Origin of the sequence: Streptomyces lothianensis, from assembly GCF_047779955.1 — a bacterium.
Classification (GTDB): Bacteria; Actinomycetota; Actinomycetes; order Streptomycetales; family Streptomycetaceae; genus Streptomyces.
The window spans coordinates 247,326-260,163 of sequence record NZ_JBLMKT010000074.1; the positions used below are offsets into that span (position 1 = coordinate 247,326).

A 12,838-nucleotide genomic window follows, 5' to 3' on the forward strand; every position below is an offset into this window, starting at 1 on the left:
GGGCGCCGCTGCGTGTGGGGCGCAGGGCCCCGTGTGTCGTCATGCGGGCAGGAAGTTGATGGGGTGCTCGTCGGTGGCCCAGAGGTACTGGACCGCGTAGGCGCGCCAGGGACGCCAGGCCGCGGCGCGCGCGGTGAGCGCGGCCGGGGTCGACGGCAGGCCGAGCCCTTCGGCCGCCTTGCGGACCCCGAGGTCGCCGGGCAGGAAGGCGTCCGGATCGCCGAGCGCCCGCATGGCGATGACCTCGATGGTCCAGGGGCCGAAGCCGGGCAGTGCCGCGAGCTGCGCCCGCACCTCGGCCCAGTCGGATTCGACGCCCATCCGCAGGGAGCCGTCCGCGAGGCGGGAGACCAGGCTCTGCAGGGTCGCCCTGCGGGTGCGGGGCATCGCGAGGCTCTCGGGGTCGAGGCGGGCGAGCGTCTCCGGGTCGGGGAAGAGGTGGGTGAGCCCGCCTTCGGGGTCGTCGATCCGCTCCCCGTAGGCCTCGACGAGGCGGCCCGCGTGGGTGCGGGCGGCGGCCGTCGACACCTGCTGGCCGAGCACCGCGCGTACCGCGAACTCGGCCTCGTCCACGGTGCGCGGCACCCGCCGCCCCGGTGCCTTCGCGACCAGCGGTGCGAGCAGTTCGTCCGCGCCGAGCTGCGCGTCGACCGCGACCGGATCGGCATCCAGGTCGAGCAGGCGGCGGCAGCGGCTGATCGCGCCGGTGAGGTCCCGCTGGTCGGTGAGCGCGAGCCGGCAGGCGATGTGGTCGGGCCGCGGGGTCAGGGACACGACGCCGTGCCCGTACGGGAGCCGGAGCGTGCGGCGGTACGCGCCGTCGCGCCACTCCTCGACGCCGGGTACGGCGGTGGCGGCGAGGTGGCCGAAGAGGTTGTCGGGGTTGAGCGGCTCACGGAACGGCAGGCGGAGGCTGAGCACGCCGGGGGCGGATTCCGCCCTGCGGCCGCTCGCTCGGGTGCGCAGTTCGCCGGGGGTGAGCGCGAAGACCTCCCGTACGGTCTCGTTGAACGTGCGGATCGAGGAGAAGCCCGCCGCGAAGGCGATCTCGGCCATCGGCAGCGCGGTGGTCTCGATCAGCAGCCGTGCGGTCTGCGCGCGCTGGGCACGGGCGAGTGCGAGCGGTCCCGCGCCAAGTTCGGCCTGCAGCTGGCGCTCGATCTGCCGGGTGCTGTACCCGAGCCGGGCCGCGAGCCCCGAGACGCCTTCCCGGTCCACGACCCCGTCGCCGATCAGCCGCATCGCGCGGGCCACGAGGTCGGCGCGGTGGTTCCACTCCGGCGAGCCGGGTGTGGAGTCGGGGCGGCAGCGCTTGCAGGCCCGGTAGCCGGCCTGCTGGCAGGCGGCGGCGCTCGGCAGGAACGTCATGTTCTGCGGTTTCGGGGCGACCACGGGACAGCTGGGCCGGCAGTAGATTCCGGTGGTGCGTACGGCGGTGAAGAACCAGCCGTCGAACCGCGCGTCCTTCGACTGCACGGCCCGCACGCAGTGCTCGGTCTCGGTATGCATACGCACAGCTTCATACAAGGCAGTGCGACTGGCTGGCGGAAATCCGACACCAAGGTGGCAGGCCGGAGCGACCGGCGCGGGCCGCGTGGGCGCGGGCGGTGTACCGCGTCACCTGTTCGGCGCCGGAAGTGTGCGGCACGTGAGGGACAGGGGGTGAATGGAAGCGACCCCCGTGTCGTATGCCGCGGATGTATCGATGGATCAGGGAGCCGGCGTGTACTACAGCAGCGGGAACTACGAAGCCTTCGCGCGGCCCCGCAAGCCCGAGGGTGCCGACCGCAAGACGGCCTGGTTCGTCGGCGCCGGGCTCGCCTCACTGGCCGGCGCGGCCTTTCTGGTGCGCGACGCGCAGGTGCCCGGGGACCGCATCACGATCCTGGAGCGTCTGCGGCTTCCCGGCGGTGCCCTCGACGGGATCAAGGAGCCGAAGAAGGGCTTCGTCATCCGCGGCGGCCGTGAGCTCGAGGACCACATGGAGTGCCTGTGGGACCTGTTCCGCTCCATCCCGTCACTGGAGATCGACGGGGCCTCGGTGCTCGACGAGTTCTACTGGCTCAACAAGGACGACCCGAACTTCTCGCTGCAGCGCGTCACCGAACAGCAGGGGCAGGACGCCGGGACGGACGGCCTGTTCGCCCTGAGCGACCATGCCCAGAAGGACCTCGTCCGCGTGTTCCTCGCCTCCCGTGAGCAGCTGGAGGGCAAGCGCATCGACGAGGTCTTCGGCCAGGACTTCCTCGACAGCAACTTCTGGCTGTACTGGCGCACGATGTTCGCCTTCGAACAGTGGCACAGCGCACTGGAGATGAAGCTGTACCTCCATCGCTTCGTGCACCACGTGGGCGGCCTGCCGGACCTCTCCGCGCTGAAGTTCACCAAGTACAACCAGTACGAGTCGATGGTGCTGCCGCTGACCCGCTGGCTGATCGACCAGGGGGTGACCTTCCGCTTCGGTACCGAGGTCACCGACATCGACTTCGACATCACCCCCGGGCGCAAGCAGGCGACCCGCATCCACTGGATCGCGGACGGTCAGGAAGGCGGCGTCGACCTGGGCGAGGACGACCTCGTGCTCACCACCATCGGCTCCCTCACCGAGAACTCCGACAACGGTGATCACCACACCCCGGCCGAGCTCGACGAAGGCCCCGCCCCGGCCTGGGACCTGTGGCGCCGCATCGCCGCCAAGGACCCGTCCTTCGGGCACCCCGAGGTGTTCTGCGGGAACATCGCCCGGTCCAAGTGGGAGTCCGCGACGGTCACCACGCTGGACGCACGGATCCCCGAGCGCATCCGGAAGATCGCCAAACGCGACCCGTTCAGCGGCAAGGTCGTCACCGGCGGGATCGTCACCGCGCGGGACTCCAGCTGGCTGCTGAGCTGGACCGTCAACCGCCAGCCGCATTTCAAGCAGCAGTCCGAGGACCAGATCGTCGTCTGGCTCTACTCCCTCTTCGTCGACCGCCCCGGAGACTACGTCGCCAAGCCGATGCAGGAGTGCACCGGCGAGGAGATCACCCGGGAGTGGCTCTACCACCTCGGCGTTCCCGTGGAGGAGATCCCCGAACTCGCGGCGTCGGGCGCCCGGTGCGTCCCGGTGATGATGCCGTACGTCACTTCGTTCTTCATGCCCCGCCGGGCAGGAGACCGTCCCCGGGTGGTGCCCGAGGGCGCCGTGAACTTCGCGTTCATCGGCCAGTTCGCCGAAACGACCCGGGACACCATCTTCACCACCGAATACTCGGTCCGCACCGGCATGGAGGCCGCCTACCAGCTCCTCGGCGTGGAACGCGGCGTGCCTGAGGTATTCAACTCCACGTACGACATCCGTGCCCTGCTGGCCGCGGCGGGCCGGCTGCGCGACGGGGCGGAACTCGACTTGCCGGGGCCGGACTTCGTACGCAAGCGCCTGGTCCACCGACTGGAGAACACCGAGGTCGGTGCACTCCTGGAGGAATTCGGGCTGCTCGAAGGCGGGGAGTAGTTCCTTCTCCTGCGCGCCGGCCGCCCGATCGGCGTGGACGCGCACCACATCGCTCGTCCTACCGCAGGCGTGCCGCGAACGCGTCGTAGGCCCGCTCGTCGAAGAGTACGAAGCGGACCTCCGCCACCTCGGTCCGCGCCGTGCTGACGGATTCCACGGCGATCCGGGCGCCGTCGTCCATCGGCCAGCCGTAGACGCCCGTGGAGATGGCGGGGAAGGCGACGATGCGCGCGCCCAGCTCGTCGGCGACGCCGAGGGAGCGGCGGTAGCAGGAGGCCAGGAGGCGCGAGCGGTCCTCGGTCGTGTTCCAGACCGGGCCGACGGTGTGGATCACCCAGCGGGCGTCGAGACGGCCTGCTGTGGTGGCGACGGCCTCGCCCGTCGGGAGGCCTTTGCCGTACTGCGAGGCGCGCAGCTCACGGCAGGCGGCGAGGATCTCCGGGCCGCCCTTGCGGTGGATCGCGCCGTCCACTCCCCCGCCGCCGAGCAGAGAGGAGTTGGCGGCGTTGACGATCGCGTCGGCCGACTGGGCGGTGATGTCGCCCTGGACCAAGGTGAGTTTCGGGGTCATGGTGCCTCCTGGTGCCGGTAGGGAGGGCGGTGGGGCCGTCACGCGCTCGGACCTGCCCGGAGCCTGCTCAGGGCTGCTCGCGCAGGCGGCGCCAGACCGCCTTCGCCGCGTTGTGTCCTGACATGCCGTGCACGCCGGGCCCCGGTGGGGTGGCCGAGGAGCAGAGGAAGACGGCCGGGTGGGAGGTGGTGTACGGGGAGAGGCTGAGCTTCGGGCGGAGCAGCAGCTGGAGGCCGGAGGCGGCGCCGCAGGCGATGTCGCCGCCGACGTAGTTGGCGTTGCGGGCGGCGAGTTCGGGCGGTCCGGCCGTGGCTCGGGCGAGGATGCGGTCTTTGAATCCCGGGGCGAAGCGCTCCACTTGGCGTTCGATCGCCTCCGTGAGGTCGCCGTCCCAGCCGTTGGGGACATGCCCGTACGCCCAGAAGACGTGTTTGCCCTGCGGCGCGCGCGAGGGGTCCGCCAGGCTGGGCTGGACGGTGATCAGGAAGGGGTCCTCGGGCGCGCGGTCCGTGCGCGAGGCGGCGTCCAGGGCAGTGGCGATGTCCCGGCTGCCGGGTCCCACCTGCACCGTTCCCGCGCGTCTGGGCGCCTCGGCGGTCCAGGGGACGGGCCCGTCCAGGGCGTAGTCGACCTTGAACACGCTGGCGCCGTAGCGGTAGTCGGCATAGACGCGGCCGAGGCCCGCGATCCGGGCGAGGGCGGTCGGGGAGGTGTCGAAGACGTACGCGCGGGCCGGCGGCAGATCGTCGAGGCGCTTCACTTCGTAGTCGGTGTGCACGGCGGCACCCAGGTCCTTGAGATACGCGCCCAGCGCATCGGAGACGGACTGCGAGCCGCCGCGCGCCACGGGCCAGCCGTGCGCGTGCGCGGCGAGCGCGAAGACCAGGCCGACGGCGGAGGTCGCCAACCCCCCGAGCGGGGCGATGACATGGGCGACGAGACCGGCGAACAGGGCCTTCGCGCGGTCGTCCTGGAAACGGCGCCGCATCAGCCAGGTCGAGGGCGGCAGGCCGGCGAGTCCGAAGCGGGCGAGTGTGAGGGGATCGCGCGGAAGGGCGCTGAGCGGCAGCGACATGAAGTCGCGGAACAGGGTGTCGGTCCTGGCCAGGAACGGCGCGACGAGGCGCCGGTACGCGCCGGCGTCGCGCGGCCCGAAGGACGAGGCCGTCTCGCCGACCGAGCGGGCGAGCACCGCGGCGGTTCCGTCGTCGAAGGGGTGCGCCATGGGGAGTGGGGCGTGCAGCCACTCCAGGCCGTAGCGGTCGAGCGGCATCGCGTTGAACGCGGGCGAGGCGATACCCAGCGGGTGAGCGGCCGCGCACGGGTCGTGACGGAAGCCGGGGAGAGTGAGCTCTTCGGTACGGGCGCCGCCGCCGATGGTGTCCCTGGCCTCGAAGACGGCCACGGAGTGGCCCCTGCGGGCCAGCTCGGCCGCTGCGGTCAGCCCGTTGGGGCCTGCGCCCACGACAACTGCGTCGAGCATCGACCGCACTTTCGGACTCCTTTGTCGGCCTGGGCCTTTGGGTTCAGGATAGAGGTGGGGCCGCAGATACCCGCCCGGGGTGCGGATTCACCGGGATTCCACCTGCACGCAACCCGCCGTGCGGGCGTTGTCAGTGGCGCGTGGTGGGATGGAGACATGATCGAAGACAGGACAGGCGACGAAGACCTTCTGGACACCCGTGTCGACGACGTGCTCAGCACCCGGCTCCACGAGGTGGAGGCCGCCGTGCGCAAGGCCGCGGCCGAGGAGATCATGCCGCGCTTCCGGCAGCTCGCCGAGCACGAGGTGATCGAGAAGAACGGGCCGCACGACCTGGTGACGGTCGCCGACCGCTGCGCCGAGGAGCACCTCACGGCGGCGCTGACAGCCCTGCTTCCCGGCTCGGTCGTGGTGGGCGAGGAGTCGGTGCACGCCGATGCCTCGATCCTCGACGCGCTGCACGGCGAGGCTCCGGTGTGGATCGTGGACCCGGTGGACGGCACCCGCCAGTTCGTGCACGGGGACCCCGGTTTCTGCACCCTGGTCGCGCTGGCCCGGCGCGGCGAGATCCTCGCCTCGTGGACGTATGCGGCGGCGCGGGACGAGATGGCGGTGGCGGTCCGCGGCCGTGGCGTCCTGCTCGACGGCCGGGAGCTGACCCCGCGGCCGCCCGTCGCGGGCCGGGAGCTCAGGGTGGCCACCTCGCACCCGGACTTCACCACCCCGGAGCAGAAGCGCGCCCTGCTCGGGCTGCGCACGCAGGGGGTGGCGCCGCGTCCGTGCGGCTCGGCGGGCCTGGAGTATCTGGCGATCGCCAAGGGCGAGCTGGACGCGGTGGCGTTCAGCTGGGAGAACGCCTGGGACCACGCGGCGGGCCTGCTCCTGGTCACGGAGACGGGCGGCGGGCATCTCACGGTGGCGGGTGAGCCGTTCCGTGTCGAGGGCGGCAATGCGCTGCCGTTCACGGCGGCGCGGGACGCGGAGACGGTGCGTCGGGTGGTGGGGCTGCTCAAGGGCTCCTCGTAGCGGTCCGCTGCCGACACGTGCACCCTGGCGTGCGGCGGTGGGTGCGCGCGGCGGCCGCGGGCTCCGGGGTGCGAGGCGATGCCCCCGCACCCCACCCGTGGGTCAGAAACCGCCGCGGTGCCAGGGCCCCCAGATCGCGAGGGAAAGGCCGACGGAGGACTGGATGTTGACGTAGAGGGTACGGCCGTCGGGCGAGAAGGTGGAGCCCGCGAACTCGGCGCCCGGGTCGTCGGGGAGGGGTTCCATCCTGGCGAAGTCGAAGACGGAGCCGCCCGCGGTGAGGCCGCGCAGATAGTTGGCCTCGTCGCCGTCCTCGCACAGGACGAGGGTGCCGCGCTTGCTGACGGTGACGTTGTCCGGGAGGTCCAGGGTCATCGAGCCCGGCGATTCGAACAGCAGTCGCAGGACGCCCTCCCGGGTGTCGTAGGCCCAGACCTGGCCGCGTCCGTCTCCGAAGCCCCCCGGGGCCTGGTCGCCTTCGGCCGTCGCGCCGCCCTGGGTGGAGACGAAGTACACCGTGCCCTGGTGGTAGACGCAGCCCTCCAGGCGGGAGAAGATCGCCGCGCCCTTGGCCCGGCCCTGCGCGCCGACCGCCTGGATCGCCTCGTCGTTGGTGGTGCCGGGGGCGAACTCGGGGTCGGGGTCGTCGATGTCGACCCAGGTCGCCCGGTAGCGGGCGTGCGGCCGTTGGCCGAGTGAGAGGTCGGCGTTCTCCTCGTCGCGCACCGCCAGCATCTGGAGTTTTCCGCCGTCGAGGAGACTGCCGGTGGTCCGGGGGTCGCGTGGCGGGAGGTAGCGGTAGAAGCCCGAGGGGAAGCCGAAGTTGTCCTCGCACTGGTAGACCGCGCCGGTGTGCGGGTCGAAGGCGGCCGACTCGTGGGCGAAGCGTCCGGCGGCGCGGACCGGGCGGGCGGACGCGGGCCTGTCCAGGGGTACCTCGAACATGTAGCCGTGCTTCTCGTGCAGCAGGGTGTTGTCGCCGCCCGTGTAGTCGTTGCCGACGTCCGGGCCGTTGACGGTTTCCTCGCAGGTGAGCCAGGAGCCCCAGGGCATCGCACCGCCGGAGCAGTTGTTCATGGTGCCGCTCAGGCTCGCCCTGCTGTGCAGGACCTCACCGCGTCCGGTGGCCACCACGGTGGTCGTGCCGCCGAGGGTCGCCGGGTCGTAGACGGTGTCGGCCGGCCCGAAGGCCGTGCCGCTGCCGTTCAGTTCATGGTTGCGGACGAGCACGGAGGTGCCGCGTCTGCCGCGGAAGGCGGCCATGCCGTCGTGGTTGCCCGGCACGGTGGAGCCGTCGCTGAGCCGGTCTCCGACCGGACTGAAGGAGCGGTAGGAGAACCCTTCGGGCAGGTGCAGCCTGACCGCGCCGTCCCGCTGGTCCCGCACCGGCAGCAGCTCGCCGTAGCCGCGGCCACGCCGGGGGCCGCCCTGGGCCACGGCAGTGGCGGCGCCGAGGAAGGGGCTCGCCAGAGCGGTGCCCGCCGCCACGGCAGCGCTTCCGGAGAGGAAATGCCGTCGTTCCATGAAATCTCCTGGTGTAGAGGGAAGTTCCGGGCGCGTAACTCGGGAACGGCCACACGGTATACGCGCGTAGCATGCGTGCGGAAGCCTCCGTTCGCCTTCCTTTCACCACGATGTCGACCCCTGTTCCCGGGACACCGACCGCGTGCGGCCGGCCCGCCGCACGCCCCGCGGGCGGTCCCCCGCCCCCCTCGGCCGGTCCCCCGGCCTCACCCCGACCGCGCCCGCACCAGCCCGCTCTCGTACGCGAAGACCACGAGCCGTGCGCGGTCGCGCGCGCCGAGCTTGGCCATCGCGCGGCTGACGTGCGTCTTCGCCGTGTACGGGCTGATCACCATGTGCGCGGCGATCTCCTCGTCGCCCAGTCCACGGGCCGCGAGCGCCGTGACCTCCCCTCGCCCACCACCTCGATGCCGTCCTCGGCGTCCAGCAGCGCCCGGTACCCGGCGCGCATCAGTGCCTGGTCGTCGACCAGTACGACCCAGATCACCGGGCCGCCCCCGCTTCCCGTACGAGCAGCGGCAGCCCGGCCCGCACCCGGAAGCCCCCGACGGCGTGTCCGCCTCCGGAGGGCCCCTTCGGCCACATCTCCCCCGGGGGGAATATTTCGCCCATAAAGCATCAAACAAGGAAACAACTGGCGGACGCCGGCCATGACATGAGCTTCCTCTCGCCGGCGCCCCTGTTCCCGAGGGCTTCACCTGTGGCACTGTCATCCCTCACACCCCCGCTGTTGCGCGGTTGACCCCCGCAAACCCCCGCAGGAGGTGGACGCCTTGCGTTCGCTGCCACTGCTGCTCACCGCGCGCCTGCTGCCGGTCGTCGCTCTCGCCACGGCCGGCTGGGCGTGGACGAGCGGCCCGTACGCCCCCGACGACATCGAGCCCGCCGCCGCACCGCAGTCGAACGCGTCACCGCGGCCGGAATCCGGATCCGGCAAGGCACCCGAATCCGACAAGTCTCCCGGGGCCGAGAAGGCGCCCTCGTACGAGAAGCCGCCCGAGCCCTGCAAGGCGGTGGCGGCCTCCTCGGTCAAGAAGCTCGTGCCCAATGCGAAGACGGCGGGCAAGGAAATAGAGCTCACCGATCCCGATCGGCGCCGCACCTGCTCATGGAGCGGCCTCAAGGAGTACGACTACCGCTGGCTCGACGTCTCCTACGAGGTCTTCGACTCGCCGGAGAGCGCCGAGGCCGCGTACGCCAAGCACGATCCGGACGAGGGGAAGGCGCTGAAGGACCTCGGGGACGCCGCCGCGCTCGCCTCCGAGCTCACCACGAAGGACAAGCAGCAGACCCGCGAGGCGGTGGTGGTGGCCCGCTCGGGGAACGCGCTCGTGACCGTCACGTACAACGGCTGCGATTTCGATTCCCGCAAGGCGCCGAGCGAGGACACCATCACGTCAGGCGCCGAGAAGGCGGCGCGCGCGGCGATGAAGCACCTCGCCGCACACGGCTGACACAGCTCGCCACGCAGGGCTGAAGCACCTCGCCACGCAGCGCCGACCGCCCGCCCTGACCCGTACCCGGTTCAGTAGCGCATGGCCATCGCCACGCGCACCTCCTCGAGGGTGGCCTCCGCGACGGCCGAGGCCCGCTCGTTCCCGGAGTGCAGCACCTCGCGCAGATACCCGCGGTCCTCGGCGTACTCCTCGCGGCGGGCGCGCATCGGGGCCAGGAAGGTGTTGACCGACTCGGTGACGCGCCGCTTCAGTGCGGCCGCCCCGCCGTCCCCGATCTCCTCGGCCACCGCCCGCGGATCCGCCTGCTCGCACAGGGCTGCGAGCAGCACGAGGCTCGACACCTCCGGCCGGTGCTCAGGTTCGTACGTGATGTGCCGCTCGGTATCGGTCTTCGCGCCCTTGAGCCGCCGGGCCGTCTCGTCGGCGGTGGCACAGAGCGCGATCGCGTTGCCGCGCGATTTGCTCATCTTGCCGCCATCGGTGCCGAGCAGCAGCGGCGCCTCGGAGAGCAGGGCGTCGGGCACGGGGAACACCGCCCCGTACCGGTCGTCGAAGCGCCGCGCGACAGTGCGGGTGACCTCAAGATGCGGCAGCTGGTCCTGGCCGACGGGCACCAGATTCGCCTTGCAGAACAGGATGTCCGCCGCCTGGTGCACGGGATACGTGAACATCAGGCCGCTGACCGCCGACTGCCGCGCATGCGCGATCTCGTCCTTGACGGTGGGATTGCGCTGCAGCTCGGACACGGAGACCAGCGACAGGAAGGGCAGCAGGAGCTGGTTGAGGGCGGGGATCGCGCTGTGCGCGAAGACGGTGGAGCGCCCGGGGTCGATCCCGATGGCGAGATGGTCGAGCAGCAGCCCCTCGACCCGTTCGGCCTGCCGCTCGGCCACGTCCCGGTCGGTGAGCACCTGGTAGTCGGCGATCAGGACGAACGTGTCGACGCCGGCGTCCTGCAGCCGTACGCGGTTCTGCAGCGTGCCGAAGTAGTGGCCGAGATGGAGCGGTCCGGTGGGCCGGTCTCCGGTGAGCACCCGGAAACTGCCGGGATCGTGCCCGATCCGCTGCTCCAACTCGGCGCTGCGCTGCCGCGCCACGGCAAGGCTGTCCCTGCTGAGGCTGCTTTCGGTGATGGTGTCGAGGGTCTGCATGCTGGCTCTCCTGCCGCGCGTGGTGACGGAAAAATCCGGGCCAGAACGGGCCGAGGCATCCACTGCACGCAGGGGCCGGGCCGTCCTTATGGCACGGCCCGGGGTGTGTCTGATCTGTGGCCGCTCCTAGGAGGAGCGCCACCAGCACAGACAGCACGTGATCGACATGGCTTCATCGTAGGGCACGGCCGGGGTGTGAGGCATGGGCCTTTCCGCCCGTCGCGAGCGGGGCCCGTGTGCCCCTGCCGTGCGGACGGTGTACCCGGCTCCGGTGCGGGGCTGTGCGGCCCCCTCCCGTGCAGGACCGCGTTCCGTATGATCACCGAGAGCCAGGCAAGATCCGGAGGGGAGATCCGGAGGGGAAATCCGGAGGGGAGATCCGATGCAGCCGAGGCACGCCACCGTACGGGCCGTGAACCGCCTGACGCGCCGCTGGGCCGAGGCGCCTCGGTCCCGGCCTCACCGTCAGCAAGGAGCGCAGCACCCGACCGGAACCCCAACTGGACGTCGCCACCAGCCCGTTCCGTATCTCCGTGCGGCACGATCTGCTGGCAGGGGCCGACCTGTTCGGGCTGGTCGCGGCGGCGGACGGGGACCGTGGCCACTTCCCGGGCATGGGCCCGCAGCCGCTGGCGGTGCAGGACGGCGCCCAGGCGGCGGTCGCCGTCTTCGACGCGGAGGGCTTCGAATCGGCCGCCGTCGCCATGATCTCCGCGGTGGCGGGTGCCGTCCCGCCGCCACCGCGGTACACGGTCCGGCATGTCGAGGCGGCCTTCGACCGGCCCTTCGGCTTCCTCACCGTGCACCGCATGTCCTGCCTCGTCCTCAACGCGGGCTGGGTGGCCGATCCGGTGCCGTATCCGCAGGACACGGAGCCGTGGGACACGGAGCCGTGGGACACGGAGCCGTGGGGCTGAAGCACCGGGACCGGTCAGCCGGGTGCGGCCTCGTGGGTCAGCCGAGGGCCGGGATGATCTCCGCGCCGTAGGTGTCGATGACCTGCTCGCGTGCGTCGTGCATCGCGTACACCGCGAACTGGTCGACGCCCAGGTCCCGTAGCGTGCGCAGCTTCTCGACGTGTGCCTCGACCGGGCCGAGCAGGCAGAAGCGGTCCACGATCTCGTCGGGGACGAAGTCGGTGGAAGGGTTGTCGGCCTTTCCGTGGTGGCTGTAGTCGTAGCCCTTGCGCTGTCTGATGTACGCGGTGAGGGCCTCGGGGACGAGCGAGGAGTGCTCGCCGTAGCGGGCGACCAGGTCGGCCACGTGGTTGCCGACCATGCCGCCGAACCAGCGGCACTGCTCGCGTGCGTGCGCGAGATCGTCCCCCACGTAGGCGGGTGCGGCGACGCAGATCTTGATCTCGGACGGGTCGCGCCCGGCGGCCTGAGCGGCCTCGCGTACCGATCGGATCATCCACTGCGTGAGGTACGGGTCGGCGAGCTGGAGGATGAACCCGTCCGCCTGCTGCCCGGCGAGCGCGAGGGCCTTCGGGCCGTACGCCGCCATCCAGACCGGCAGTTCGCCCTCCCGTACCCACGGCAGCCGGATCGTGGCACCGTCGACCTGGGCCTCGCGGCCCTCCGCGAGATCGCGGATGACGCCGATGGCCTCCCCGAGCCGGGCGAGGGTGTTGGGGCTGCGTCCGGCCACCCGCATCGCGGAGTCGCCGCGTCCGATCCCGCAGACCGTGCGGTTGCCGTACATGTCGTTGAGTGTGGCGAAGGTGGAGGCCGTGACTTCCCAGGTACGGGTGCCGGGGTTGGTCACCATGGGGCCCACGGTCAGGCGCCGGGTCTGGGCCAGGATCTGGCTGTAGATGACGAAGGGCTCCTGCCAGAGCACGGCCGAGTCGAAGGTCCAGCCGTAGCGGAAACCGTTGCGCTCGGCCCGTTTCATCAGGCTGATCACCTGGGCCGCGGGCGGGTCGGTCTGCAGAACGAGTCCGAAGTCCATGCTGCATCGTGGACTTGTTCCGGGGTGTTGGCAAGAGGGCTCTACGCGTGTCCACCCAGACGATTTCGGTCCTTCAGACGTACGCAGTCGGCGGAGGCCTTAGAGCCCCGGGCGCGGGCGACCCCGTCAGAAGTGGAGACTCACGCCCCCGCCCATCTCATCGCCCGACCGTCGGCGGCA

The 12,838-nt window shown here is 71.4% G+C and carries 10 protein-coding genes and 1 pseudogene; 4 read left to right on the plus strand and 7 right to left on the minus strand.

Going from position 1 to position 12,838, the window contains the following annotated elements:
- Positions 1-39 precede the first annotated feature (39 nt).
- On the minus strand, positions 40-1,509 hold the full coding sequence (locus ACLF6P_RS26830) for an AlkA N-terminal domain-containing protein (RefSeq protein ID WP_415953683.1): 1,470 nt from the start codon (positions 1,507-1,509) through the stop codon (positions 40-42).
- Between the two features lie 196 nt (positions 1,510-1,705).
- Between ACLF6P_RS26830 and ACLF6P_RS26835 the strand changes: the two genes are divergently transcribed.
- Positions 1,706-3,493, plus strand: a complete 1,788-nt coding sequence (locus ACLF6P_RS26835) for an oleate hydratase (protein ID WP_415953685.1) — start codon at positions 1,706-1,708, stop codon at positions 3,491-3,493.
- A 58-nt stretch (positions 3,494-3,551) separates the two neighbouring features.
- Here ACLF6P_RS26835 and ACLF6P_RS26840 read toward each other — a convergent pair whose 3' ends face one another.
- Positions 3,552-4,064, minus strand: coding sequence for an O-acetyl-ADP-ribose deacetylase (locus tag ACLF6P_RS26840; RefSeq protein WP_415953687.1), 513 nt, complete (start codon positions 4,062-4,064; stop codon positions 3,552-3,554).
- Positions 4,065-4,131: 67 nt separating this feature from the next.
- Entirely contained in the window at positions 4,132-5,547 is a 1,416-nt protein-coding gene (locus tag ACLF6P_RS26845; RefSeq protein ID WP_415953689.1) for a phytoene desaturase family protein, read from the minus strand.
- A gap of 156 nt (positions 5,548-5,703) precedes the next feature.
- Here ACLF6P_RS26845 and ACLF6P_RS26850 point away from each other — a divergent pair, with 156 nt between their 5' ends.
- A complete protein-coding gene (locus ACLF6P_RS26850; protein WP_415953691.1) occupies positions 5,704-6,573 on the plus strand; it encodes an inositol monophosphatase family protein in 870 nt (289 codons plus the stop codon).
- Between the two features lie 102 nt (positions 6,574-6,675).
- Here ACLF6P_RS26850 and ACLF6P_RS26855 read toward each other — a convergent pair whose 3' ends face one another.
- Positions 6,676-8,097: an alkaline phosphatase PhoX gene (locus tag ACLF6P_RS26855; RefSeq protein WP_415953693.1), complete on the minus strand. Its 1,422-nt coding sequence runs from the start codon at positions 8,095-8,097 to the stop codon at positions 6,676-6,678.
- Positions 8,098-8,303: 206 nt separating this feature from the next.
- Positions 8,304-8,579: pseudogene (locus tag ACLF6P_RS26860) on the minus strand (response regulator transcription factor); the annotation flags it as partial.
- 282 nt (positions 8,580-8,861) lie between these two features.
- Between ACLF6P_RS26860 and ACLF6P_RS26865 the strand changes: the two are divergent.
- On the plus strand, positions 8,862-9,551 hold the full coding sequence (locus ACLF6P_RS26865; protein ID WP_415953695.1) for a hypothetical protein: 690 nt from the start codon (positions 8,862-8,864) through the stop codon (positions 9,549-9,551).
- A 71-nt stretch (positions 9,552-9,622) separates the two neighbouring features.
- On the opposite strand, the gene trpS is transcribed toward ACLF6P_RS26865, so the two are convergent.
- The gene (trpS, locus tag ACLF6P_RS26870) at positions 9,623-10,705 is read right to left on the minus strand and encodes a tryptophan--tRNA ligase (RefSeq protein ID WP_415953697.1); all 1,083 of its coding nucleotides are present in this window, start codon (positions 10,703-10,705) and stop codon (positions 9,623-9,625) included.
- A gap of 533 nt (positions 10,706-11,238) precedes the next feature.
- Between trpS and ACLF6P_RS26875 the strand changes: the two genes are divergently transcribed.
- Positions 11,239-11,622 (plus strand): serpin family protein, encoded by a 384-nt coding sequence (locus ACLF6P_RS26875; protein WP_415953699.1) that lies wholly within the window; start codon positions 11,239-11,241, stop codon positions 11,620-11,622.
- Positions 11,623-11,659: 37 nt separating this feature from the next.
- Here the strand turns inward: ACLF6P_RS26875 and ACLF6P_RS26880 are convergent, their stop codons facing one another.
- Positions 11,660-12,658 (minus strand): TIGR03842 family LLM class F420-dependent oxidoreductase, encoded by a 999-nt coding sequence (locus ACLF6P_RS26880; RefSeq protein ID WP_415953701.1) that lies wholly within the window; start codon positions 12,656-12,658, stop codon positions 11,660-11,662.
- Positions 12,659-12,838 lie beyond the last annotated feature (180 nt).

Excerpts from the sequence above, each read along its gene's own strand:
- ACLF6P_RS26830 (WP_415953683.1), bottom strand. The coding sequence starts at position 1,509 with ATGCATACCGAGACCGAGCACTGCGTGCGGGCCGTGCAGTCGAAGGAC.
- ACLF6P_RS26835 (WP_415953685.1), top strand. The coding sequence starts at position 1,706 with ATGGATCAGGGAGCCGGCGTGTACTACAGCAGCGGGAACTACGAAGCC.
- ACLF6P_RS26840 (WP_415953687.1), bottom strand. The coding sequence starts at position 4,064 with ATGACCCCGAAACTCACCTTGGTCCAGGGCGACATCACCGCCCAGTCG.
- ACLF6P_RS26845 (WP_415953689.1), bottom strand. The coding sequence starts at position 5,547 with ATGCTCGACGCAGTTGTCGTGGGCGCAGGCCCCAACGGGCTGACCGCA.
- ACLF6P_RS26850 (WP_415953691.1), top strand. The coding sequence starts at position 5,704 with ATGATCGAAGACAGGACAGGCGACGAAGACCTTCTGGACACCCGTGTC.
- ACLF6P_RS26855 (WP_415953693.1), bottom strand. The coding sequence starts at position 8,097 with ATGGAACGACGGCATTTCCTCTCCGGAAGCGCTGCCGTGGCGGCGGGC.
- trpS (WP_415953697.1), bottom strand. The coding sequence starts at position 10,705 with ATGCAGACCCTCGACACCATCACCGAAAGCAGCCTCAGCAGGGACAGC.
- ACLF6P_RS26880 (WP_415953701.1), bottom strand. The coding sequence starts at position 12,658 with ATGGACTTCGGACTCGTTCTGCAGACCGACCCGCCCGCGGCCCAGGTG.